At 29.8% G+C, this 26,164-nt stretch carries 22 protein-coding genes and 1 other annotated feature; of the genes, 18 read left to right on the top strand and 4 right to left on the bottom strand.

All coding sequences use genetic code 11. The annotated features are described in order from the left end of the window. Positions 1 to 204: 204 nt before the first annotated feature. Together COL3_RS08765 and dcd are read left to right on the top strand one after the other, a co-directional pair. Positions 205 to 948 carry a hypothetical protein gene (locus COL3_RS08765; RefSeq protein ID WP_008421707.1) on the top strand — a complete coding sequence of 248 codons (744 nt, stop codon included), beginning with the start codon at positions 205 to 207 and terminating at the stop codon, positions 946 to 948. A 123-nt stretch (positions 949 to 1,071) separates the two neighbouring features. Further along, positions 1,072 to 1,593: a dCTP deaminase gene (gene dcd / locus COL3_RS08760; RefSeq protein ID WP_008421708.1), complete on the top strand. Its 522-nt coding sequence runs from the start codon at positions 1,072 to 1,074 to the stop codon at positions 1,591 to 1,593. A 282-nt stretch (positions 1,594 to 1,875) separates the two neighbouring features. Here dcd and COL3_RS08755 read toward each other — a convergent pair whose 3' ends face one another. Continuing rightward, positions 1,876 to 3,360 (bottom strand): HAMP domain-containing sensor histidine kinase, encoded by a 1,485-nt coding sequence (locus COL3_RS08755; RefSeq protein ID WP_008421709.1) that lies wholly within the window; start codon positions 3,358 to 3,360, stop codon positions 1,876 to 1,878. Between the two features lie 49 nt (positions 3,361 to 3,409). After that, positions 3,410 to 4,120: a response regulator transcription factor gene (locus tag COL3_RS08750; protein ID WP_008421710.1), complete on the bottom strand. Its 711-nt coding sequence runs from the start codon at positions 4,118 to 4,120 to the stop codon at positions 3,410 to 3,412. Between the two features lie 196 nt (positions 4,121 to 4,316). On the opposite strand from COL3_RS08750, the gene COL3_RS08745 reads away from it, so the two are divergent. The 6 genes from COL3_RS08745 (at position 4,317) to COL3_RS08720 (ending at position 10,225) form a co-directional block, all read left to right on the top strand. Beyond that, the gene (locus COL3_RS08745; RefSeq protein WP_008421712.1) at positions 4,317 to 5,375 is read left to right on the top strand and encodes a hypothetical protein; all 1,059 of its coding nucleotides are present in this window, start codon (positions 4,317 to 4,319) and stop codon (positions 5,373 to 5,375) included. Between the two features lie 154 nt (positions 5,376 to 5,529). Next, complete coding sequence (locus COL3_RS08740; protein ID WP_008421713.1) at positions 5,530 to 5,997, top strand: FlxA-like family protein; 468 nt, start codon at positions 5,530 to 5,532, stop codon at positions 5,995 to 5,997. Between the two features lie 423 nt (positions 5,998 to 6,420). Then, positions 6,421 to 7,092 carry a hypothetical protein gene (locus COL3_RS08735; RefSeq protein ID WP_008421714.1) on the top strand — a complete coding sequence of 224 codons (672 nt, stop codon included), beginning with the start codon at positions 6,421 to 6,423 and terminating at the stop codon, positions 7,090 to 7,092. A 175-nt stretch (positions 7,093 to 7,267) separates the two neighbouring features. Next, a complete protein-coding gene (locus COL3_RS08730) occupies positions 7,268 to 8,497 on the top strand; it encodes a HAMP domain-containing sensor histidine kinase (protein WP_008421715.1) in 1,230 nt (409 codons plus the stop codon). Then, positions 8,475 to 9,161 (top strand): response regulator transcription factor, encoded by a 687-nt coding sequence (locus tag COL3_RS08725; protein ID WP_008421717.1) that lies wholly within the window; start codon positions 8,475 to 8,477, stop codon positions 9,159 to 9,161. The genes COL3_RS08730 and COL3_RS08725 overlap by 23 nt, the downstream gene beginning before the upstream one ends. Before the next feature lie 155 nt (positions 9,162 to 9,316). Next, complete coding sequence (locus COL3_RS08720) at positions 9,317 to 10,225, top strand: carbohydrate kinase family protein (RefSeq protein ID WP_008421719.1); 909 nt, start codon at positions 9,317 to 9,319, stop codon at positions 10,223 to 10,225. A 110-nt stretch (positions 10,226 to 10,335) separates the two neighbouring features. Here COL3_RS08720 and leuS read toward each other — a convergent pair whose 3' ends face one another. Then, positions 10,336 to 12,786: a leucine--tRNA ligase gene (gene leuS, locus COL3_RS08715; protein ID WP_008421721.1), complete on the bottom strand. Its 2,451-nt coding sequence runs from the start codon at positions 12,784 to 12,786 to the stop codon at positions 10,336 to 10,338. A 317-nt stretch (positions 12,787 to 13,103) separates the two neighbouring features. Further along, positions 13,104 to 13,316: a binding site (T-box leader), on the bottom strand. A gap of 302 nt (positions 13,317 to 13,618) precedes the next feature. On the opposite strand from leuS, the gene cls reads away from it, so the two are divergent. Together cls and COL3_RS08705 are read left to right on the top strand one after the other, a co-directional pair. Beyond that, the gene (gene cls / locus COL3_RS08710) at positions 13,619 to 15,052 is read left to right on the top strand and encodes a cardiolipin synthase (protein WP_008421722.1); all 1,434 of its coding nucleotides are present in this window, start codon (positions 13,619 to 13,621) and stop codon (positions 15,050 to 15,052) included. 58 nt (positions 15,053 to 15,110) lie between these two features. Then, positions 15,111 to 16,277, top strand: coding sequence for an MFS transporter (locus tag COL3_RS08705; RefSeq protein ID WP_008421724.1), 1,167 nt, complete (start codon positions 15,111 to 15,113; stop codon positions 16,275 to 16,277). Between the two features lie 13 nt (positions 16,278 to 16,290). Here the strand turns inward: COL3_RS08705 and COL3_RS08700 are convergent, their stop codons facing one another. Beyond that, entirely contained in the window at positions 16,291 to 17,634 is a 1,344-nt protein-coding gene (locus tag COL3_RS08700; protein WP_008421727.1) for a DUF2334 domain-containing protein, read from the bottom strand. Between the two features lie 537 nt (positions 17,635 to 18,171). On the opposite strand from COL3_RS08700, the gene aroF reads away from it, so the two are divergent. From aroF to aroQ, 8 genes are all read left to right on the top strand, one after another. Next, positions 18,172 to 19,185 (top strand): 3-deoxy-7-phosphoheptulonate synthase, encoded by a 1,014-nt coding sequence (gene aroF, locus COL3_RS08695; protein WP_008421729.1) that lies wholly within the window; start codon positions 18,172 to 18,174, stop codon positions 19,183 to 19,185. Between the two features lie 134 nt (positions 19,186 to 19,319). Further along, positions 19,320 to 20,372 carry a 3-dehydroquinate synthase gene (aroB, locus tag COL3_RS08690; RefSeq protein WP_008421731.1) on the top strand — a complete coding sequence of 351 codons (1,053 nt, stop codon included), beginning with the start codon at positions 19,320 to 19,322 and terminating at the stop codon, positions 20,370 to 20,372. 35 nt (positions 20,373 to 20,407) lie between these two features. After that, complete coding sequence (aroA, locus tag COL3_RS08685; protein WP_008421733.1) at positions 20,408 to 21,715, top strand: 3-phosphoshikimate 1-carboxyvinyltransferase; 1,308 nt, start codon at positions 20,408 to 20,410, stop codon at positions 21,713 to 21,715. Next, the gene (aroC, locus tag COL3_RS08680) at positions 21,693 to 22,766 is read left to right on the top strand and encodes a chorismate synthase (protein WP_008421734.1); all 1,074 of its coding nucleotides are present in this window, start codon (positions 21,693 to 21,695) and stop codon (positions 22,764 to 22,766) included. The genes aroA and aroC overlap by 23 nt, the downstream gene beginning before the upstream one ends. 131 nt (positions 22,767 to 22,897) lie before the next feature. Further along, a complete protein-coding gene (pheA, locus tag COL3_RS08675; protein WP_008421736.1) occupies positions 22,898 to 24,046 on the top strand; it encodes a prephenate dehydratase in 1,149 nt (382 codons plus the stop codon). Positions 24,047 to 24,178: 132 nt separating this feature from the next. Beyond that, entirely contained in the window at positions 24,179 to 24,991 is an 813-nt protein-coding gene (gene aroE / locus COL3_RS08670; protein ID WP_008421738.1) for a shikimate dehydrogenase, read from the top strand. 8 nt (positions 24,992 to 24,999) lie between these two features. Then, positions 25,000 to 25,509, top strand: coding sequence for a shikimate kinase (locus COL3_RS08665; protein WP_008421742.1), 510 nt, complete (start codon positions 25,000 to 25,002; stop codon positions 25,507 to 25,509). 21 nt (positions 25,510 to 25,530) lie between these two features. Continuing rightward, positions 25,531 to 25,971, top strand: coding sequence for a type II 3-dehydroquinate dehydratase (gene aroQ / locus COL3_RS08660; RefSeq protein ID WP_008421744.1), 441 nt, complete (start codon positions 25,531 to 25,533; stop codon positions 25,969 to 25,971). Positions 25,972 to 26,164: the final 193 nt, after the last annotated feature.

Genomic DNA, 26,164 nt, shown 5'->3' with positions numbered 1-26,164 from the left:
ATAGCATATATAGATTAAAATAAAAAGTTTATATTAATAGTTATATTATGTCTAATAATGTGCTATTATATTATAGTTTATTAAATATATTAATTTAATAAACTATATGGTAAAATTATACATGTAATTTAATTAATGCTATTAGTGAATACGGAATTTCGATTGGAGATTTTAAGCTAAATATTGCAGGAAAGGGAATTAACTATGAAACCATATAATAAAAAATTTGTGTTCCAAGAGATGAAAAAATACAATGAAATAATCAATCAAGGAACCTGTGGTGACTATTATATAGTTAAAGATACTACACAAATACAAAATTTAGAAGGATATATGTATGAAAATAAAGAAGAATTTAATATAGATGTAATTCAACTATACAAAAAGGATAGTTGTCTAATGAAACTTACCCCAAAAGAGATAGAAAGTTCTTATGGAGCTATTTCTTCTGCCCATGGCAAGGTTGGAATAGTCGGTCTTGGAATTGGATATGTAGTTCAAGAAGTTGCCAAAAAGTCTAACGTTAAAGAAGTTATTGTGTATGAAATTAGTGAAGAAATAATAAGTTTATATAATCAAACTTTTAAGGATAACAAAAAGATAAAAATTATAAAAGGTGATGCATTTAAAGTTCAAAGAGAAAAATTTGATTTTTTTTATGTAGATATATATGAATACAAGTTAACTTCAAAAGTAGTTGCAGACTATAAGCTTTTTAATGAATTGCATGAAATTGAAGAATACGCGTTTTGGGGATTAGAACATTTTTTACTAAGTTGTAAGTATGAGGATATTGTATGGGTGTATATACCTGAAAATTGGATTGCAATGAGTAAAAAGTCATACGAAGCTCTTGATTCATCCAGGTATATTGAAAGCTATAAACCATTGGATGAGGAACTGGTAAAAAAAATATTATTAGAATTTAAGGAAATTTTAAATTCATAGATTAACGAATGAGGGTAGGTTTATTAAAAGATATCTTGTACTTAAATAATGTACTGTGAATCTCTTTTACTTTAGAATGAACTATAGATTAGATTTTATTTATATACTAAGGGGGATAAATATATGATATTATCGGGAAAAGAAATCTTAAAGAATATTGGTAGTAATATAATAATTGAGCCATTTGACGAGAAAAGAATTAATCCCAATAGCTATAATTTATCTTTGCATAATGAATTGTTGATTTATGAAAATGATATTTTGGATATGAAAACACCAAATCCAACAAGAAAAATAATAATTCAAGAAGAAGGCTTATTATTAGAGCCAGGTAAATTATATTTAGGAAGAACAAATGAATTTACAAGCACTGATAAATTTGTGCCTATGCTTGAAGGTCGTTCTTCTACAGGAAGGCTTGGGCTATTCATTCATGTTACAGCTGGTTTTGGTGATATTGGATTCTCTGGGTATTGGACATTAGAAATTTTTTGCGTTCAGCCAATTAGAGTATATCCTAACGTAGAAATATGCCAAATTTATTATCACGATATTCATGGAGAATACGACTTATATAGCAGCGGAAAATATCAAAATAACACAGGAATCCAACCAAGCTTAATGTATAAGGATTTTGAAAAATAAATAGCTTTTTTATGATGTGTTCAATGCTCATTATAAATTTGAATTATACTTAGAAATATATACTATACCAGAAAGAAAGACTAACTATTTTGCACAGCGTTGCATTGAGAATAGGATTGAAGGATTTCTTCATTGGAAGTTGTCCTATTCTTGCTTGTCCTTAGTTTATCTAAGGAGCATGCAAGAATGGGTACAACTTCCAATGCTAGAAATCCTCAATCTTATTCTCTAGTAACCGAGCAACATAGTTAGTCTTTCTTTCGGCTAGTTATATTTATAAGTCTAGTCTACATGTGATTTGTCTATGTATAATTCAATTATAAATAAAGCACCTGAATCTGAATTTTTAGCAGTAATTATTCCATTTAGTTTTTCAATTACATTTTTACTTATAGATAATCCAAGTCCAAAGTTTCCTTTTGATCCTTTATAAAATCTATCAAATATATTAGGAAGTTCATTATTTTTAAAGCCAGGACCATCATCAGATATTCTAAGCTGAACTCTTGTATTGTTAATAATTTTTAATTCTACTGAAACAGTACTGTGTGCATATCTTATACAATTGCTGATAATATTAGTAATTGCTCTAGAAAGCTTTTCTTCATCACCATAAACTCCAACTGTTTCATTTGGAAGATCGGTCAAAAGGCAAATATTACTTTTTTCCGCTAACAAATTCATGCTAACTATACATTTACTTATAAGCTCATTGAAATTTAAATTCATATAGTTATAATTTTCTTCGATTGCATCAAGACGAGATAAATATAACAAATCCTCTACAAGATGAGTCATGCGCTTAATTTCTGAAAGTATGACTGGAACAGCACTATCACTATCAATAACATCATATTTAATACCTTCAGCATAGCTTTGTATCGACATAAGAGGAGTCCTAAATTCATGAGATACATTTTGCAAAAAGGTTTTTTGTGCTTTATCATATGTCTCAAGTTTTTCAGACATAACATTAATATTATTTACAAATTCACGTAGTTCATCATATACTGGAACATTAACCTTATTTCCAAAATTTCTTTCTGATATATTACTTATATACTGGTTAAGATGTGAAAAAGGTTCTGATATTTTTTTTGAAACGCGTGAAGAAAATATTACAGTAATTAAAGCTGAAAAAATAAGTATTAAAAGAAGAAGGAAATTTATAGCATATTGAAGTTGATTTATTTTTTCAACACTTGAATATATTATTATCCACCCTAAACCAAATGAATTCTTATCAGACACTGGTTTTACTATTGCTATGTATTCTGTGCCAGATACATTAAGTCTTAATTCTGATTGTTCAGTAGCATTTTTTAATTCTTCAAGTTTATCAACAACCTGCTTTGTAAGATCAACATGAGTCGAAGAGGGATTTTCTTGAATAGGAGTAATCCGTTTTCTATTTTTATCTAATAAAATAAAATCTGAATTTAGTAAAGAAAATGGCTCTTTTAGCGAACGATCTAACATAAAATAGTATCTGTATGGATCATTGTCTTCTTGTAAATCCACAGGAAGACTGTCCTTATTAGGATTATCAGGGTGAGGTGGTTCTGGTTTTCTAGGAAAAAAATCAGGTCCGTGTTGAAGTGCAGTATGTTCAGCATTTAGCGCTACTCTATCTAGTTGTTCTACTATATCTTTTTCTATGTACATATGCACAGCAACATTAAATATTATTGCAGTTAATGTAATCAGCATAATAATCACAATAATATTATATTTAAAAATTCTCCACTTTATTGTATCTCTTTTCATAACACCATCCAGTCTTTATATGTATTAAAATTTAATGTGTATCCATGTATTAATTATTTTGGAAATTCAACTTATCATGTATTGTAAAACCAAATCCCCAAACTGTGGCGATTTTTAATATGGAATTTGCATCAGAAAGTTTTTTTCGTATTCTTTTTATCATATCGTCAGTAGCTCTAGTTTCTACTTTATTTTCAAATCCCCAAACTTTATCTAATAATTCGCTTCGACTAACAGCTCTATTTTTATTTTCTATAAGGTAACTGAGAAGAGATAATTCCATTACGGTAAGGTTTAGAGCCTTACCGTTTACTTCAGCTTGCTTAGTATCAAAGTTAATCGAAACATCTAATATATTAATAAGTTTAGAACTAGTTAAGGGAGTCTTGTCCAAATCCATTCTCCTAAAAATACTGTTAATTCTAGCTATGAGTTCTAAAGGACTAAATGGTTTTGTGAGATAATCATCGCCTCCTAATTTAAGACCAGTAATTTTATCTGACTCTGTATCTTTAGCAGATACAATTATAATAGGAACATAACTTTTAAGTCTTATTAAGGAGCAAAGTGCATATCCATCTATCTCGGGCATCATTATATCTAATATAAGCATATCAGCTTGTTTTTTATTAAAAGCTTCTAGAATAGATTTACCATCTGTAAAGATTTCTACATCAAAACCTTCCTTAACGAGAAAAGATTTTATTATGTTACAAATATTAATCTCATCATCAGCAATGTATATTAATTTCTTATTCATGAAACTGCTTCACCTCAAGATATATTTTACCACATAGAAATTGAAAGATAATTTAAAATTTAATAAAGGATAAACCTGCCACAAAATTGCCACAAAGTTGCCACAGGGATACGTTAGTTTTATAAATAATTATTCCGAAGATATTAATATAGGAGAAAATAAGTGCAGGGAAGCAGGTCAAAGGAGAGAATCATACATGAACACAATAAGTAGTAATCAAAACAATTTAGAAGTGTATCTAGAAAGAAGGATACAAGCAGCAAAGGCTTTACAAGAATCAAAATTAGAGCAACAGAAAAGGCAAGAGGAAAATGATTCAGTTACAATTAGTCAACAAGCATTTCAAGCATTAGGTACATCTACACAAAATGTATCGGGGAGTAGTCCTCTTGATAGTCTAGTAGAGGCAGGAACAATAACACAAGATCAAGCTGATGCGGTTCAAAGTGTGTTTCAATCTAGAGGAAAAGAAATTCAAGCATCAGGTACTTACAATAACAGAACTAAGCCTCAAAATCCTTTAGAAAGCTTAATATCTGCAGGAACAATAACACAAGATCAAGCCGATTCAATTAAAAGTACATTGGACTCAGCCAGAAAAGCAAGTAAATCAAGTATTGATGTTTCAGAAGTTAGTACAAAAACAAATCCATTAGATAGTTTAGTATCAGCAGGAACAATCACACAGGACCAAGAAACAGCAGTAGAAAGTGCACTTCAAGAAGCTATGAAAGAAAGTGGACCAAGACATAATCAGAGAGTAGATGCAGATAAAAATCCATTAAGCAGTTTAATATCAGCAGGGACAATAAATCAAGATCAGGCGGATGCATTTAAGAGTGCCTTGGATTCAGCAAGAAATTCCAATACTAATCAAACAAATCCATTAGATAGTTTAGTATCAGCAGGAACAATCACTCAAGACCAAGAAGACGCAATTGAAAGTGCATTAGAGGAAGCGATGAAAGCAAATAGACCAAGAGGAGATGAATCATCATCTAGCACTCAAACAGATCCATTAGATAGCTTAGTATCAGCAGGAACAATCACTCAAGACCAAGAGGATGCAATTAAAAGTGCATTAGAGGAAGCAATGAAAGCAAATAGGCCAAGCTGGAATACAGATACTACAAGTGATCAAACAGATCCATTGGACAGTTTAGTATCAGCAGGAACTATAACACAAGACCAAGAAGATGCAATAAATAGTGCCTTTGAAGAAGCAATAAATCTAAATGGGTCAAGCATGTACTAAACAAATATGATTAAAATAGATCTATTAGATGGCTTTGTATTACCTGAAATAATATAAAATTAGGGAGACGATCAGGGAGATGTGGTTCGAAATAGTCTCCAAGTTAAACTATAGGAGACTATTTTAAATAAAAAATATTTTGGAGGTACATGTTATGACAATTAATACTAATTCAACAATGGCTAGTGCATTTAAGCAATCTAGTAGTGCGCTTGCTCAATCAAGTAATGCGTTTAAGCAGTCAAGTGCTTCAAGTAAGACTTCAAGTACATCTAGTAGCTCGAGTGCTTCAAGCAGTTCAAGTAGCTCAGCTGGTACAGATGTTAGCTCGCTTGAATCACAATTATCAAGTCTTCAATCGGAGTTGGCAAAAGTTAATTCTGATTCCAGTTTAGACACAAAAACAAAGCAAGCTAAAGCAGCAGAGATACAGTCTCAGATTCAAGCAGTTCAGGCAGAAATACAAACAGCAAAAGCCCAAGAAGCTCAGAAGGCTCAAAAAGCTCAAAATGCTAAGAGTGATGATAAAACATACAGTTCAACAAAAGCTTCTGATAATAGCACTACAAATTATAATTCCAATGCAGTAGTATCAAGTACAAAAATTGATGTTTATGCATAAACTAAATAATTAATTTACTTTCAAAAGAAATATTAATATAAGAACAGAAAGTTCAGATAGGACATTAGGCATATCTAATACTTATAGTTGTTAAGTATTATTATATTTATAGTAAAATTCATAAAAGACAGTAGAAAGTTTTTCATCAAAAAAACACTACTGTCTTTTATGAACTTGTAAAACTAAATTATATTCGTAGCAGAAGAAGCTAAAATAGAGTTGTAATTGTGTTTGATAGTAGTATAAAATCCGTAAAAGGTACTCCACAAAATGTATGTAATAATTTTTACTATTATTTTATTATTGTTTATAAAATTTTTAAAATTGTTTTAAAGGAATTTTAAAGATGAATTTTATAATGTACTCATAACAGCAAGGAAACATTTTAAGATATCCTTGCAAAAATATTAGGAGGCGTTATAAATGAATAAAATTAAAGTATTATACGATGTGTTTAAAACAATGAAGGATAAAGAAATATTTAAAGGAAATTTAAAATTAGAAGCTGCTAAAGGAGAAGTTAAGATATTATCGTTCTCTAACGAGTTTGAAACTAATACTAAAAATGGAGAAACAAAGGCTAAGTTAAATTTAGATTTAGATGCTGAAGGAAAAAAAGTAAAGCACGAAAGTAATTCAGAATTTAATATTAAGAATTGTCCACACCATAAATTCCATAAAGGAATGCATATGCATCACCATGGCCATGGACATGAGAATTGTGGAATAAAGGCTGGTCTTTCAAAAATTACATTTATATTGAACCTATTAAATAATATACAAGTTGAAGAAAAAGATGAAAAATCCATTATATCTTTGGATTTAAAAGATGTACTAAAAGAAATAAAAGATATGCATAAAGATTTTCGCAAAGGAATTGATGATGAAAAGATTTTAGAATATCACAAACAAATGCATGAGGGAATAAATAAGGATTTTCATAAGCATCATGAGTTTATAAAAGAAATATTATGTTCGGAAAAAAGTGATACTTTATTGAAGATATATGCAAATAAAAATAATGAGATTGAGAAAGTAGAAATTGCGGCTAAGGGTGAAAACACCATTAATGGAACGTTGGATTTTGTTTGGTAAACAAAGATAATTAATGAGAGGCTATCGCATAATGCGGTGGCTTTTCTTATAAGAAAAATTACATAAATTAAAAGCAAGATGTATATTTAATAATTTTATATATAACTAATTTCTAAATTATTATATATTATCTAATGTTATAATTACTATAATAGATAAAATTAAATTTAGGGTGGTGATTAAGATTAGAAAACTTAAAAGAAAAATTCATTTTAATAACAAAGTTGATGAAGAACATCTTAGGTATTTTGAAAAACTTTGTGAATTTAATAAGATACGTCATGAATTAGAACATGAACATCATAAAATTCATCATAAAAAGATTAATGAACTTAATAAAATTCATAGATATTTGAGATGGTTACGCCCTGTAGGAGGATTAATAAGTTTATTTTTACTTTTTCTAATCTTCAAGTTCGTTGGTGTGCAGACTATTACTATATTTTTCGCAATAATTTTTATTATTCATCAGGCCTCACATATATACATTACTTTGAGAATGGAAAAACGAATTATGAAACCTTTAGAAAAGTTAAAAAATGGTGTTGAACAAATTGCCAAAGGAAATTATGATGTAAGAATAGATAATGATGTGTGTAACGAAATAGGCGTATTAATATATGATTTTAATAAAATGGCTGAAACTTTGAAGCAGGCTGATGAGATGAAACAGGAATACGAAGAAAATAGAAAAGATCTTATAGCGAATATTTCTCATGATTTAAAAACGCCAATTACCTCAATCAATGGATATATAGAAGCCTTAGTTGATGGTGTTGTTACATCTCCAGATAAAGTGAATAATTATTTAAAGGTAATTTATAACAATACTACATATATAAATAATCTTATAGATGATTTGTTTTTATTTTCTAAGTTGGATATGCAGAAACTAGATTTTAATTTTGAAAGGATTAAAATTAAGCCTTTTATGGAGGATCTCATGGAAGAATTTGATTTTGTGCTTAAAGAGAAAGGCGTTAAATTTAAATTTCAAGATAATTTATTTAAAGAATTAGAAGTTAATATAGATAGAAAAAGAATATATCAAGTTATTAGAAATATTATAGGAAATGCAATGAAATATGGAAATCATAAAGAACCGGCTATAGAGGTTGAATTAGGCAATAATGATTCATATATTAGTATTGAAGTTAAAGACAATGGACCAGGTATTCCTGAAGATAAACTTCCTCATATATTTGATAGGTTTTATCGCATAGATGCTGAAAGAACAAAAGATTTAATGAGCACTGGTTTAGGGCTTGCAATAGCTAAAGAGATGATAGAAGCTCATGGGGGGAAAATTCATGTAAATAGTATTGTAGGGGAAGGCAGCAGCTTTATTATACAAATCCCAATAAATGAAAAGGAGAAATCATATGAAACAAATATTGATTATTGAGGACGATATTAATATTGCGGAATTAGAAAAGGAATATCTTCAATTAAATGGTTATAAAGTAGAAATAATTCAAGATGGTGCTCAAGGACTAAAACAAGCACTTATGGGCATATATGACCTTATAATTGTTGATTTAATGCTTCCCGGTAAGGATGGCTATACAATTGTAAAAGAAGTTAGAGATAAATATGAAATACCTATAATAATCGTATCAGCAAGAAGTGAAGATATTGATAAGATAAAAGGTTTAGGATTTGGTGCAGATGATTATTTAACTAAGCCCTTCAGTCCAGCAGAATTGGTGGCTAGAATAAAATCTCATATGATAAGATATGAACGGCTGTCTGGGAAGAAAATACAAAATTGTGTTCTTAGTCATAAGTCTTTAGAGATAAGAACAGACTCCCATAAGGTTTTTGTAAATAGTAAAGAAGTTATTCTTACCACAAAAGAATACGAGCTGCTTGTATTTTTAGCTTCTAATCCTAATATAGTTTTTACTAAAGATCAATTATTTGATAACATATGGGGAGAAGAATATTATGGAGATACAGCTACTGTAGCAGTTCATATACAGAAATTAAGAAAGAAGATTGAGAAAGACCCTGGAAATCCAGAATATATAGAGACGCTTTGGGGAACAGGGTATAGGTTTAATTCTTAAATTGTTATAGAGTTAAGTTTTAGTTTTTGTAAAACTATCTAATTATTGGAGTTAATTATTATAAATGGTTACAGTTTACAAATGAGATTTATATAATTAAAATAGTTGTATATGTATACAGCTATTTTTTATAGCTAAGATTTAGGAGGTTTTAAATGAACAAGATAGTAATTGTAGGCTTGGTTAATGTAGAAACCACAGTAAAAATAGATTCATTTCCAATCGAGTATACACCAATTGATTTCCTTTTCTTTGGTATCGATTCCAAGGCCTCGGGAGTTGGTCTTAATATAGGAAAAGCATTAACAACTTTAGGTGATGAGGTAGTTCTACTTTCCATGATTGGCAGAGATGCATCTGGAACAATTGTAAAAAATCAATTGGAGAGCTGTGGAATTAGCACTAATTATATTACAGAAAATCTTTCGTCAACTCCGCAATCAGTTGTCTTATATGATAAAAGCGGAAAAAGGAAAATTTATTGTGATTTAAAAGAAGTACAAGATTCTTCATATGATGAAGAAATTTTTAAAAAAGTTATTGAAGATTGTTCTATTGTTTGTTTATGTAATATCAATTTTTCAAGAAAGTTATTAAAAATAGCAAAGGATAATAATAAAATCATTGCAAGTGATGTTCAAGTATTAAGAGATATAAACGATGCATACAATTCAGATTATATGGAATATGCTAATATATTATTTCTAAGCAATGAAAATATAAAGGGATCTGTCGAAGAGTTTGTAAAAGAAATAGCTAAAAAATATAATAACGGCATTATAGTAGTTGGTCTTGGCAGTGAAGGAGCCTTACTATATGTAAGAAGAGATAATGATATGAAGCGTTATAAAACAGTAAAAACCAGAGAAGTAGTAAACACAATTGGTGCTGGGGATTCCTTATTTTCTTGTTTTATTCACTATTACTCAAAAAGTGATGATCCATATGAAGCTATCAAAAAAGCCATAGTTTTTGCTTCCTATAAAATAGGAGCTGCAAGCGCATCAGAAGGATTTCTTAAAGAAAATGAATTAGAGTCGTATATCCAACAAATAGAAGAATAGAGTAGGAAGCAAATGATAAGTTAAAATTTTTAGGAAAAGCCTTCTGGCTTTTCCTCTTTAACTTATCACTTTTAATTTAGCACTTATAAGTGCTAAAGGTTGGAATTTTCTTATTTAACAACTATATTAACAAGTCTCCCTTTAATAACAATTACTTTAACAATATTTTTGCCTTCAGTATTTTCTTTAATTATTTGATTGTCTAAAGAAGCAGCTTTTATACCTTCTTCATCTAAGTTTGAAGCTACCATAATTTTAGCTTTTATCTTACCATTGATTTGGATTGCAATTTCAACTTCATCTTTAATTAAAGCAGAAGGATCGAACTCTGGTAATCTTTCATTAAAGATTGTTGAAGTATTTCCTATTAAGCTCCATTGTTCTTCAGCAAAGTGAGGTGCGAATGGTGCAAGTAATTTTATGAAATCAGTTATGGTTTCCTTTAGGAACTTTGGATTCTTAACTTCTTCTTGAATATACTTATTAACTGCATTTGTAAGCTCCATAAGTCTTGCTATTGCAGTATTAAATTGCATTTTTTCTCCATCTTCAGTAACACCTTTTATAGCTGTGTGCTTCCAGAAGTTTAATTCTTTTTCTGCTGAGTCAATAGAATCCTTAATATTTTCATTTGAAGCTATTATGTTTCTGCAAGTTTCTAGGATTCTTTCAATTCTATCTACGAATTTACCTACAGATTTAATTCCATCATCGCTCCATGCTCCACCTTCAGTGTACCCAAATCCAAACATTAGATACATTCTAAATACATCAGCACCATATTCTTTTATGTAATCATCAGGAGAAATTGTATTTCCTTTTGATTTACTCATTTTAAGTCCATCTGGCCCTAAGATTAAACCTTGGTGAGTTAAGCTTAAGAATGGTTCATCGAAGTTTAAGTATCCAGCATCTCTTAAAGCTTTTGTTATAAATCTTGCATATAATAAATGCATACATGCATGTTCAGGTCCACCAACGTATTTATCTACAGGAAGCATTTTGTTGACTTTTTCAGAGTCAAAAGGTGCATCTTCGTTTTTATTGTCTACATATCTTAAATAGTAAAAAGATGAACATACAAAAGTATCTAAAGTATCAGCTTCTCTCTTTGCAGGTTTTCCACAATGAGGACAAGTTGTATTTACAAACTCTTCACATTTACCTAATGGTGATTTACCATCTGGAGTAAATTCAACATTATAAGGTAATTTTACTGGAAGATCTTTTTCAGGTACTGGAACTATTCCACAATCGTCACAGTATACAATTGGAATTGGTGCACCCCAGTATCTTTGTCTTGAAACTAACCAATCTCTCAATCTGAAGTTTACCTTCATCGCACCTAAATTGTCTTTTTCTAATTCTTCAACAATTTTCTTTTTAGCTTCATCAGTTGTTAGGCCATCAAATTTTCCTGAATTAACAAGTACTCCGTATTCACAATATGGAAGCTCTGGATCAGTATTATCTTTATCAGTTATAACTCTTTCAATTGGTAAATTAAATTTAGTTGCAAAGGCAAAATCTCTTTCATCATGAGCAGGAACGGCCATAACGCATCCAGTTCCATAAGTAGCTAATACATAATCAGAAATCCAAATAGGAACTACCTTTCCGTTAATAGGATTTATAGCATAAGATCCTGTGAACACTCCTGTTTTTTCTTTTGAAACTGATTGTCTTTCAATTTCAGATTGTTTTGCAGCAGCTTCTTTATATTCTTCAACAGCTGCTTTATATTCAGGAAGTGTTAGCTCATCAACTAATTTATTTTCAGGAGCTAAAACTACATAAGTAACACCATTTAGAGTATCAACTCTTGTTGTAAATACATCAAATTTTAAATCCGAATCTTTAACTTTGAAAGTAACTTGAGCCCCATAAGACCTTCCAATCCAGTGTTTTTGCATAGACTTAGTTTTTTCAGGCCAATCTAAATCATCTAATTTATCAAGTAATTCATCGCCGTAATCAGTTATTTTGAAGAACCATTGAGTAAGATCTTTCTTTGTAACCTCAGTACTGCATCTTTCACAAGCACCATCAACAACTTGTTCATTAGCTAAAACTGTGTTACAAGATGGACACCAGTTTACTGGAGCTTTCTTTCTATAAGCTAATCCTTTTTCGTAAAGTTTTAAGAATAACCATTGAGTCCATTTATAATAATCAGGAAGGCAAGTAACCACTTCATTTTCCCAGTTAAACATAGCTCCCATAGATCTTAATTGCTTTTCCATTGTTTCAATATTCTTTAAAGTAGAATCTTGTGGATGTATTCCAGTTTTTATAGCATAGTTTTCAGCAGGTAATCCAAAGGCATCGAAGCCCATTGGTTGGAATACATTGTATCCTTGCATTCTTTTAAGTCTTGCCCATGAATCAGTTGGACCATAGTTAAACCAGTGACCAGCATGAAGTTGAGCACCTGATGGATAAGAAAACATTTCAAGTGTATAGAGTTTCTTATCTAAATTTTCAGAATTAAACTTATAGGTTTCATTTTCCTCCCATATCTTTTGCCATTTTTCATCAATCTTAGTTCCGTAATTTGCCATTGTTATCCTCCCATTTAATCAGTTTACAGTTTACAGTTAACAGTTTACAGTTGCAGGAGGAAATCACTATGTGATTTCTATTGTAAGATGTTATCTGAATCACTGCTTAGGAATTTTATAATATAATTTTGACCCGCTAAACGTGAATTTAATCAGTTTACAGTTCACAGTTTACAGTTCACAGTTAATGAACAAAGTCCAAGGGACTTTGTTCATTATTATTTATTTTAAGAAAACTCCTACGGAGTTTTCATCCGTAACTGTAAACTGTAAATTGTAAACTGTTAACTGAAAAAAAAGGCTTCCGTCTCTAAATACAAAGAGACGAAAGCATAATTTCCGTGGTACCACTCTTAATTAGAAGAATAAAAAAATTAATTCTTCTCACTCAATATTTTAACGGGTTTACCGTACTTGCTTTTACAAGTAAGCTCATAGGCAAGTTCATAATAAAATAACACTGTTTTGCAGCAACCAACAGCTCTCTGAAAGATATAATTATTATTAATACTCCTAATCATCGCTAATATAAAATTTTAATAACATTATATATTAAAAAATCTAAAAAAGTCAAGAAGTTGACTTATAGGAAGTCATTTGATAAGTTATATATCAAGTGAGTACAGATTATTCTTAGTGATAAGTGATAAATTATAAGTTAAGGAAGAAAAGCTACAGACTTTTCATAAAATATGCTTTTTTTAGATAAAAGGAGCTTCTTGGATAAGGCATTTAATTTTTTGGAAAGATAAAACAATAATCTTCTAAGAATAAGTTATTATGGTACAATACTATAATAGATAGGAGTTTAATTATAGAGGGAAGTGAACCTATGAGTATAATGTTGGGTCTAATTGTTGTAATTTTAATGTTAAACTTAATTTTTTCATTATCATTAGTATTTATTGAAAGAAAAGATCCTACTACAACGTGGGCATGGCTTTTAATATCAATGGTTTTACCAGGCCTTGGATTTATAATTTATATTTTGTTCGGTCAAAATCTAAGCAGACAAAAAATCTTTAAAGAGAAAATAAAATTTGATGAGAAGAAGAGAAAGAATAGAAATGATACATACAAAGTAAATGATCATAGTCACGATGGCGGAGAAAAATTTGCAGATTTAAGAAAGTTAAATTTTAATCATTCAGGTGTAAAATATACCACAAACAATAAAGTTAATGTTTATGTAAATGGAGAGGAGAAGTTTAAGCAATTAATTGAAGACATAAGAAGTGCAAAGAAATATATTCATGTAGAGTATTACATTTTTAGAGGAGATGTACTTGGAAAAAAGATAATTGATGAACTTACCAAAAAAGTTCAGGATGGATTAGAAGTTAGATTACTAGTAGATAGTATGGGTTCACGTAAGTTAAGAAAAAAAGACCTTAAAAAATATATAAATGCTGGCGGAAAGTTTTCGTTGTTTTTCCCAGGAATTTTGCCTCACATTAATACTCGTATAAACTATAGAAATCATAGAAAAATAGTAGTGATCGATGGAATATATGGATATGTTGGTGGATTTAATGTAGGAAAAGAATACATAGGCAAAGATCCAGAAGTTGGGTTCTGGAGGGATACACATGTGCGAATTCAAGGGGAAGCTGTTAATGCGTTAAATGAACGTTTTTTACTTGATTGGGGTCACGCTTCAGGAGAAAAAATTATTGATTATAGTAAATATGCAGAAGAATTTAGGAGAGACTTAGGCGATGTTGGAATACAAATTGTAACTAGTGGTCCAGACCATAAAGAAGAATACATTAGGAATGCTTATTTGAAATTGATTAATAATGCTAAAAAGAATTTGTATTTAGAGACACCTTACTTAGTTCTTGATTCGCCTATATTAGAGGCTTTGAAAATATCTGCTTTATCAGGGGTAGATGTAAGAATAATAATCCCAGGTAACCCAGATCATTTCTTTATGAAATGGGCTGCAAGTTCGTATGTTGGAGAATTATTAGAGGCTGGGGTAAAAGTATATAATTATCAAAATGGATTTATTCATGCAAAGACTATAGTTGCAGATAGTATAGTAATGAGTATAGGAACAGCTAACTTAGATATAAGGAGCTTTAAACTGAATTTTGAGGTTAATGCATTTATTTACGATGATAGAATTGCAAAGGATGGCGAAATGCAATTTATGAAAGATATTAAAGATTCAGAGCAAATAACACAAGAAATATATAATGGAAGAAGTCTTTCGCTTAAAATTAAAGAGTCTTTAATAAGGCTAGTATCACCGATATTATAAGCAGCTATATTATATGAGCAAATGGGAGAAAGATAACTTACTTAGATTGGAGCTTTTTATGAAAAACAAAGATAAATTTTATTATTCTTTAACTACATTTATACATTTTGGAGTAATGAGTATAGTAACCACTTTTTATGCACCGTATTTAAATCAGGTAGTTGGGCTATCTTTAGGTGAGATCGGAACAGTGGTATCTATAGGAGCATTATTTGCAATTTTATCGCAGCAATTATTAGTAAGCAAATTTTCATCAATGGAGAATAAAAAGAAATTTATCATTATTCATTTAAGCGCTTTAATAGCTATGATAATATTTTTGATGTTTATTAATAAGACTATTATATCTTTTTATGCAGTGCTTTATGGTTTAATAGTTCAAACAGTGGGAACAGTGTATGAAGTATACGTTGAAGAAACATCGATTAGACACAATATAGAATATTCTGTAATAAGAAAATGGGGATCTATTGGATTTGGCTGTATAGTGCTGCTTAGTGGAACTATAATCCTAAAATTTGGTTTTAGAGCAGTGCATTTAATAGGAATTATTATGACCAGTATGGTTATATTTTTAATAGCTGTGAAGTTTAAGAAAATTAAATCTGATTCAAAGAAAACTAATGTAAAATTAAGTGATGTATTTAAGAATAAAAACTCAATAATCCTAGGAGTAATAAATATATTGATTATTGGTGTATATACTGCAATTGAATTTGCATATTCGCCATATTTGATAAAAATAACTGGGAATATTGATTTATCTAATTCTATATACAGCAAATCTATATTTTCAAGAGTTGTTGTGGAATTTATATCTTTTATGCTTGTGGGTAAATTTTTAAAAGATAAAAAACCAAAAAAATATTTAATAATATCGTTTCTTATAGGAACAACGAGAATATTATTATTTTCAACAGCCTCTGTACCATTAATTATCTTAGGTGATCAATTACATGGACTAATGTATGGATGCTACTTAACATTTTTATTTAAATATATTAGAGAAGTTGTTGATGAAGAATTGGTAGCAGGTACATTTTCTTTTGTAAGTGTATTAGGTTCAGCAGGAGCTAATTTTATATATCCAAGCATGTTTAGTGCAATTCAAGGGATATTTGGATATTCATTCATGTATCTTGTGGGTTTTTCAATAATGTTAATTTTTTCTTTGATTGCTATAAAAGTGCTTCCAAAGGGAGAGCAATCTGTTAAAGCAGATTAGTTAAAAATTCAAATTATATATCTGTAACTTTTATAATATTAAATCCTTTCTCCTCTAATATATTTATTAATCTTTTTAAGAGTGAATCATCAGTATAGGTATACGTAGGTGCATTATCCTTCTTGGTTAATGTAATATAGTTATTTTCCAAGGTAGGATGGAAAAATACACTTCCCATCTGACTTGTGTCAGAATTTTTTATTCTATCTAAAGCAATATCTTCTTTTCCAAGAGGAATATAATCTAAAGGTGTTGAAATGTAATATGAGGATTTATTGTATTGGCTAAGCTGAGGTTTGGTTAAATCAGCATTACCATCATCATCCTCCTTAAATGGATAATATAATATTTTAAAATATTTTTCAGCAATTTTATTTTGATTAGGTGTAATTTCATAATGTGGTGCTTCGAAGAAATTAATCGGTATATCCAAGTAAGATGAAGTTTTAATGGCTTTTTCAATTCTTTCCTTGAGTACTTTTTCAGAAGGTTGAAACTTTCCAAATTCGAAGCCAGCACCAGATTCATCGTTATTAAGTTGATGAGTATATCCATGAAGACCAATTATTCCATTATGCATAGTAAAATAGTCTAAACTATATACCATTTCAGCCATTTCAAAATTATTTTTAGTTAAGGGATCATTATCAATTCCTTTATTGGGAATAATATACCTCGGAATCCATGCAATATGGTATGGAATTTTTCTTTGGTACATGTAATTTGCTATTATGCGAAGTTTTTCAAAATGTTCTTTAGAATAAGGTTGAGAATTTAATCCCACATCTTCAAAACGTATAAAGCCTATTTGGTTTATTTTTGATTTATATGGAATAACATTGGTATTATTAAAACCATTTGTTTTACAATCAATTAACTTGTTGTCTTTATCCCATCTCGTATAAAGATCAAGCATTTGAGAAAAATCAGAGAATCCCATATAATATATATCATTTTTATTTTGTAGTGCTTTTTTTAATGTAAATGTATTATCAGAATGTCTGATAATTTTATTAGTTATATCAATTTCATAAGAATTATTATTTATTTGTACTCTTAATAAATTGTCAGTTTTATTTATTTCTCCACCGAGCTGCTCAATAAATTCGTTTAAACATATGTAATATCTGTTTTTATTTAAATATACAGGTAATCTTAGATCTAATGTTTTGCCATTAATTTTAAATTTAGCATTATCTTGAGGCATATCAAGACCTTTGAAGTTTGTATAATCTGCTTTAATGTTAGTATTTGATTTTAGTGAAGCATCATTTTGGATTGGGGTTTTAGCATTGCAGCTAATTAATAAAAAAATTAAGAATATTATAAAAGTATAAATAAAGTTTTTTCTCGTCATTAGTATTTCCACCTTGTCCTTTAGTGTACTTTTTTATTATTTGTATTTATATTTTTTTTATTTATCACTTTTTAATAAATGCAAATAGAAGTAATATATTTTGACTAATATATCAATGATTTGCATTTATAATTATTAAATAGTCACTAAGTTCAATACAAATATGAAAAATCATTAATTAATATTGACAATTAATTATAGTTTGTTATAATGATAAAAAGATAAATTTTAAAGAAAAATACTATATTAGTCTTTGTAAAAATAGTTATTAATTTAGGAATGGAGAAAATCATGGAAAAGGATATTGTAAAATCAGTTATGCAAAAATTTTATAGCTTTTTTTATTTTATGTTCTGGGGCTTTTATTTTAGCGCTGGCTATTTATTTTGCAAAAAACTGAAAAATACCTTTTTAATGAGTTTTTAATATTTTTATAAGTTTTTAATATCTAATAGAATTGATATTTTATGGAACTCATTATACATGAGTTCCATTTTTTTTGATAATAATTAAATAAATGCAAGGGGGCAATATAAAATGGTAGTAATATTAAAGCAAAAAGCAAAGCAAGAAGAAGTAGAAAGACTAACAAAACAGCTTGAAGGAAAAGGAGTATCAGTAAGTCTAGTTGTTGGTTCAGATGTTAGTATTTTAGGGCTAGTTGGTGATACAAGTACAATAGATCCTTCAGTTATTGAAGCCAATGCAATTGTCGAAAGGGTTATGAAGGTGCAAGAACCTTTCAAGAAGGCAAACAGAATGTTTCATCCAGAAGATACAATAGTGGATATAAATGGGGCTAAGATTGGTGGAAAGAAAATAGCAATAATTGCAGGACCATGCTCTGTTGAAAGTGAAGAACAAATTACTGAAATAGCTAAAGAAGTTAAAGAAATTGGGGCAAACTTCTTAAGAGGCGGTGCATTTAAGCCAAGAACTTCACCATATGCATTCCAAGGAATGAAATATGAAGGATTAGAACTTTTAAAGAAAGCAAGAGCAAATACAGGATTACCAATAGTTACAGAGCTTATGTCACCATATGATATAGAAACATTCGTTGAAAATGTAGATGTTATTCAAGTTGGTGCTAGAAATATGCAAAACTTTGATTTACTTAAAGAACTCGGAAAAACAAATAAACCGATATTATTAAAAAGAGGTTTATCAGCTACTATAGAAGAATGGTTAATGTCTGCAGAATACATTATGGCTGGAGGTAATGATAATGTAATTCTCTGCGAAAGAGGAATAAGAACTTTTGAGAATTATACAAGAAATACATTAGATTTAAGTGCGGTACCAGCTGTTAAGAAATTAAGTCATTTGCCTATAGTTATTGATCCCAGCCACTCTGCAGGAAAGTATTGGATGGTAGAGCCTTTAGCAAAAGCAGCAGTAGCAGTTGGGGCAGATGGGCTCATTATAGAAGTTCATAATGATCCTGCAAATGCATTGTGTGATGGACCACAATCAATTAAACCGAATAAGTTTGCAAAACTTATGGAAGAATTAAAAGTGATTGCAGCAGCTGTTGGAAGAGAAATTTAATAAAATTAATAATAGTAAAGCAGTTAGCAGTTTAAGATGATTTTTCCTTCCGAATGCTTTAAAATAAAAAGTATGCACATGGTATTGTTATCTATAACTGATAACTGTTTATTGAAAAAGAGGAGTGTTGATAAATGGAAGATTTAGTTGTTGAACTTGGTGAGAGAAGTTATCCGATAATAATTAAAAAGGGACTAATAGACGAAGTAGGATTAGAAATTCAAAAGGTTTATAAAGGCAAAAAGATATTCATTCTAACTGATAAAAATGTAGATTGTCATCATGGTGATAAAGTAAAAGCAAGTTTAACTAACTCAGGGTATGAAATTAAGTTAATGGCTTTAGAACCAGGCGAGGAAACTAAAGCGTTTAGTACTCTTCCAATTATATATAATGAACTTTTAGATTTTAAAATTACACGAAGTGATTTAATAATTACTCTTGGTGGAGGAGTAATTGGGGATCTTGGAGGTTTTGTTGCATCTACTTTTCTAAGAGGTGTCAGTTTTGTTCAAATGCCAACTTCACTCCTTGCACAAGTTGATAGTAGTGTAGGAGGAAAAGTTGCAGTTGATTTAGAAAGAGGTAAAAACTTAGTAGGAAGTTTTTATCATCCTAAATTAGTTCTAATAGATCCGAGTGTACTTGAAACATTAAGTGAAAGATTTTTTAGAGATGGTATGGCTGAAGTTATAAAGTATGGATGCATAAAAGATAAAGAATTTTTTGATTTATTAAAAAGCTTAAAAACTAAAGATGAGATTATGCACAATATAGAAACTATAATCCACAAATGCTGTTTTATAAAAAAATGTGTTGTGGAAAATGATGAAAAAGATACTGGGGAAAGAATGTTATTAAACTTTGGACATACTTTAGGTCATGCTATAGAAACTTACTATAATTTTAAAAAGTTTACTCATGGTGAAGCAGTTGCCATAGGTATGTATGAAATAAGTAAGATTGCAGAAAAAAAGGGGCTTACTAAGCAAGGAGTAAGTGAGGAAATAAAAGAAATACTAATACAAAATGGTCTTCCTTATGAAGTAGAGATAGAGGATGGTTCAGCAATATTAAATACTATAGCCTTGGATAAGAAAAATATAGATAATGTTTTAAAGGTAGTATTATTAAAAAACATTGGAGAATCATTTTTAGAAAAAACTAATGTAGAGTTTTTCAGCTAATTAAACATTTAATTTAGATAAAGTGAGGTAAGATAATGGGAAATTTTAAAATTTATCCGACCAAATTAAGTGGTGAAGTTAAGATACCACCATCTAAGAGTATGGCACATAGGGCAGTAATTTGCGCAGCTCTTGGAAATGGCATAAGTAAGGTTACAAATATAGATTATTCAGATGATATAATAGCTACAATTGAGGCTATGTCAGCACTAGGTGCAAAAATAACTAAAAAAGAAGATTACCTTGAGGTTTACGGAATTAAAAATCCTCAAAATACTGAAGTTAATTCAATTAATAGTGAAAGAATTATTGATTGTAATGAATCAGGCTCAACACTAAGATTTTTAGTACCTATTGCAGCACTATTTGACGGTGTTAATAGATTTGTTGGAAGAGGAAACCTAGGTAAAAGGCCATTAGATACATACTATAATATATTTGATGAACAAAATATTAACTATAGTTATAAAGAAGGAATATTAGATTTAAAAACAGAAGGCAAATTGAAAGCAGGAGAGTTTAAAGTTAAGGGAAATATTAGTTCTCAATTTATTACAGGATTATTATTCACTCTTCCTCTTTTAGATGGAGATTCTAAAATTGTAATAACAACTGAAATGGAGTCAAAAGGATACATTGATTTAACTTTAAGTGCTATTAAAGATTTTGGAGTAGAAATAATAAATAATAATTATCAAGAGTTTATAATAAGAGGAAATCAAACTTATAAGAGCAGGGACTATAGAGTTGAGGGTGATTATTCTCAATCAGCATTTTTCTTCTGCGCTGATGCACTTTCAAATAATGTTGTCCTCAATGATTTAAATTTAGATTCACTTCAAGGGGATAAAGAAGTAATTGATATATTGGAAAGAATGGGATTAAAAATAATCTCAAAGAATAATGGATTGATTGGAAAAGTTGATGGGAATTTAAAAGCAACTATTATTGACGGATCTCAATGTCCAGACATAATTCCAGTTGTATCTTTAGTTGCAGCTTTAGGATCCGGGACTACAGAAGTAATAAACGCTGGAAGACTTAGAATTAAAGAATGTGATAGATTAGCAGCTGTAACTTCAGAACTTAATAAATTAGGTGCTAGGATTACAGAAAAAGAAGATGGATTAGTTATTGAAGGTGTTAAAGAACTTAAAGGCGGGGTTGAAGTTTGGAGTCATAAGGATCATAGAATTGCAATGACTATAGCTATAGCATCTACTAAGTGCACCGAGCCTATAATACTTAAGGATTATGAATGTGTTTCAAAATCTTATCCAGAGTTTTGGGATGACTTTAAAAATTTAGGAGGTGTATTTGATGAGTGGAATGTGGGGGAATAAATTAAAAGTTTCTATTTTCGGTGAATCTCATGGAGTAGGAATAGGAATTACAATAGATGGTCTTCCTTCTGGAATTGAAATTAATTTAGAGGAAGTTGCAAAGGAAATGGCAAGACGTGCACCAGGAAAAAGCAATTTATCTACTGCAAGAAAAGAAGCTGATGCACCAGAAATTTTAAGTGGTTTTTTTGAAGGAAAAACTACAGGTACTCCTCTTTGTGCAGTAATTAGAAATGCTGATATGCACTCTAAGGATTATGGTAAGCTTAAAGATTTAATGAGACCTGGCCATGCAGATTACCCAGGATCAATTAGGTATGGTGGATTTAATGATTATAGAGGCGGAGGACATTTTTCGGGAAGAATAACTGCGCCGCTAGTATTTGCAGGAGCTATTTGCAAGCAAGTATTAGAGAGAAAAGGAATCAGTATAGGAGCTCATGTTAAGAGTATTGGGAATATTGAAGATAAGAGTTTTTATGAGGTGGAATTAAATAATGAGCTTTTAGCGGAATTAAGAACAAAGGAATTACCACTTCTAATGCCAGAAAAAGAAGAAGACATGAGGAATACTATCCTTAAAGCAAAAAAAGAACAAGATTCTACAGGCGGTACTATTGAATGCACTGTTCTGGGTATAGATGCTGGAATTGGAAATCCATTTTTTGACTCAGTTGAATCTACTTTAGCCCACTTAATGTTTTCTGTTCCAGCAGTTAAGGGAATAGAATTTGGAAAAGGCTTTGAAATGAGTAAGCTTAGAGGTTCAGATTGCAATGATGAATACTACTATGATGGAGATAAGGTAAAGACGTACACAAATAATAACGGTGGGATTACAGGTGGAATTACTAATGGAATGCCAATACTTTTTAGAGTTGCAATGAAGCCAACACCATCAATTATAAAGAAGCAAAGAACAATAGATATTTCTGAAAAGAAAGAAACAGAACTTGTAATTGAAGGAAGACATGATCCTTGCATAGTACAAAGAGCTGTTCCAGTAATTGAAGCTGTAACGGCTATTGGAATACTCGATTTAGTACTTTAATAATTGAAGGAACAAATTTCTTTAAAATTTGAAAACGAAAATAGATTTTAGAAATCCTGCAAGGATTTCATCCTAAACTGTTAATTGTTAACTTTTAACTGTTAACTGACTAAAGTGAGGAGAAGTGTGAAATGTCAGAGATAGATGATTATAGAAGTAGAATTGATGAAATAGATAAAGAAATAACCAGGCTTTTTGAAGAAAGAATGAACACGGTAATTAACATTGGAAACTATAAAAAAGCTAATAATTTACCTATTTTCAATAGAGATAGAGAAGATGAAGTAATAGAAAAAAATGTAGGGTATCTAAAAAATAAGGACTACGAAGATGAAACTAGAAAGTTTTTTATATCATTAATGGAAGTAGCTAGAGAACTTCAAAGTAGAAAGATGATAGAAGCAGAAGAAGCCGAATACAAAAAAACTGTGGTGACTGAAGTAAAAATCATGAAAGAAGGTAAAGTTGGTTTCTTTGGTGCACAAGGCTCATTTTCCGAAGAGGCTATGCTGAAATATTTTGGACCTATAGAAAATGCAAGGTCTTATGCTGAATTCGAGGATATATTTATAGCTGTAAAAAATGATGAAATCAGATATGGAATTTTACCTATAGAAAATTCTTCAACTGGAGCTATTTCACAGGTATATGATCTTTTATATAAGTATGGCTTTTATATTGTTGGAGAAGAATGCATTAAAATAAATCAACATTTGATGGGTGTCAGTGGTACGACTTTAGATACTATTAAGGAAGTTTATTCTCATCCACAGCCTATTCAGCAAAGTACTGAATTTTTGAAAAATCATAGTAATTGGAAGCTCATTCCTTTTCATAGTACGGCTGCAAGTGCAAAACTTATAAGTGATTTAAATGATATCTCTAAGGCTGTCATTGCAAGTAATAGAGCAGCAAATATATATAATTTAGAGATAATTAAAGAAAACATAAATAATAAAAGCGACAATTCTACAAGATTTATAATCATATCAAAAGAGCTTGAATGGGATGAAAGCTGTGATAAAGTAAGTGTGGTATTCTCACTTGAGCACAAGGCGGGAACTTTATATAAATTATTAAGACATTTCGCAGAAAATAACATAAATATGATGAAAATCGAATCAAGACCAATGGAAAAGGGAGCATGGAAGTATTTCCTATATGTAGATTTTGAAGGCAATATTGAAAATGAACAAGTAAAGAAAGCATTAAAATTAATTGAACAAAGTAGTGCTTACTTTAAGTTAATTGGAGGATATAGGAAATCAGTTAACAGTTAGCAGTTAACAAGTAACAGTTAAGGAAGAAAAGCCAAAGGCTTTTCAAAAAATATATAAAAATCCCGAAGGGATTTTATCCACAACTGTAAACTGTGCACTGTAAACTGTAAACTAAAAAAGGGGGGGATTAATTTGGATTTTTACGGATTGATAGGAGAAAAATTATCTCATAGTCTTTCACCTAAAATTCACAATACGCTTTTCAAGGCTTTAGAAATAGAAGGGGCATATAAGCTTTTTGAAGTGGAAAAAGAAAATTTAAGTAAGCTTATGGATTCATTGAAGCTTCTCAAAATAAAGGGTGTTAATGTGACGATTCCTTACAAACAAGATGTAATGAAATATTTAGATTTTATTTCAGATGAAGCTAAAAAAATAGGGGCAGTAAATACTATTTACTTAAAGGATAATAAGCTATATGGTTATAATACTGATTACTTTGGATTTGGAACAATCTTGAATAATAATAATATTGCTGTGAAAGATAATATAGCTATGGTACTTGGAAATGGAGGGGCTGCTAAAGCTGTAATTAATTATCTTTTAGATAATGGCATTAAAAAGATTTATTTAGTATCAAGGAAAATTAAAGACAATTCATCTTATAATGATAAAAGAATTGAATATAAAACATATGAAGATATCTCAGATATAAAGGGAGATATTTTAATTAACACAACACCTTTAGGAATGTATCCTAATATTGATAATACTCCAGTAAATGAAGATGTTATTAGCAATTATGGATCATTAGTAGATATAATATATAATCCTAAAGAAACAAAGTTTCTAAAGATAGGAAGAACTTTGAATAAAAAAGTATGCGGTGGAATTGAAATGCTAGTGGGGCAGGCAATAAAAGCAGAAGAAATATGGCAGGGATATTCATTAGATGGCGAAGTAACTCAAGGTCTATATTCAATGTTTGAAAATGAATTTGAGTAGGTGTATATATGAAAAATAAAGTAGTATTTATAGGAATGCCTGGATGCGGAAAAAGCACAATTGGTAGATTGGTAAGTAAAGAATTAAATATTAAATTTATAGATATGGATAAGTATATAGAGGATATGACATCTAAAACCATACCCGAGCTTTTTGAACAAGGAGAAGATTATTTTAGAGATTTCGAATCTTTAGCTTGTAAAGAATTATCTAAAGAGAATAATATCATAATTTCTTCTGGCGGTGGAGTAGTAAAAAGAAAAGAAAACATAGATGCGTTAAGAGAGAATTCATTTATTATTTTTATTGATAGACCATTAGAAAATCTTTTAGAAGATATAGATGTATCTAAAAGGCCGTTACTTAAAGACGGTAGGGAGAAGTTAGTTAGGCTTTATGAAGAACGCTATGAATTGTATAGATTAGCAGCAGATGAAATAATAAAAAATGATGAAGGACTAAATGGCGCAATTAACAAAGTAAAAGAAGTTATTACATCTAATATAAACATAAATTAAGCTTGGAAGGAGGGAGTATTGATGAAGATTATGGTTATTAATGGACCGAATCTAAATATGGTTGGAGTTAGAGAAAAGGGTATTTATGGCACAAAATCTTTTGAAGATATATGTGAATATATTAAAGAAGAAGGTGAAAATAGAGGTCATGAAATAACATTATTCCAAAGTAATTGCGAAGGTGAAATAATAGATGAGCTTCAAAAAGCTTATTTCGAAAATTATGATGGAATAATAATAAATCCTGGAGCTTATACACATTATAGTTATGCAATTCACGATGCAATAAAAGGAATTAATATAGATACAGTTGAAGTACATTTATCAAATGTACATACAAGAGAAGAGTTTAGAACAAAATCTGTAACTGCACCAGCATGTATAGGGCAAATGTGCGGTTTTGGAGAGAATGGGTATATATTAGCTATGAAGGCATTAGAATTGAAAAATATGTCTAAATAGTTTATATTATATATAGATAAACAATGTGTAATTTATACTATGAATATAACTCGCCGAAATAAGGAGCATGCTTTTGCTCCGGTTTCTAGTTGAGATATATTTCAAGGTATAAATCTGTCCAATAGTTTGTTTATCTAAAAATGTAGGATAGAAGTATAGTAGTAAAAAGAAAAAATCAAAAATGAAAGTAGTA

The organism is Clostridium sp. LS, assembly GCF_002760435.1.
In the GTDB taxonomy this organism is placed as follows: domain Bacteria; phylum Bacillota; class Clostridia; order Clostridiales; family Clostridiaceae; genus Clostridium.
This window is presented reverse-complemented; position numbering and strand designations above follow the sequence as displayed.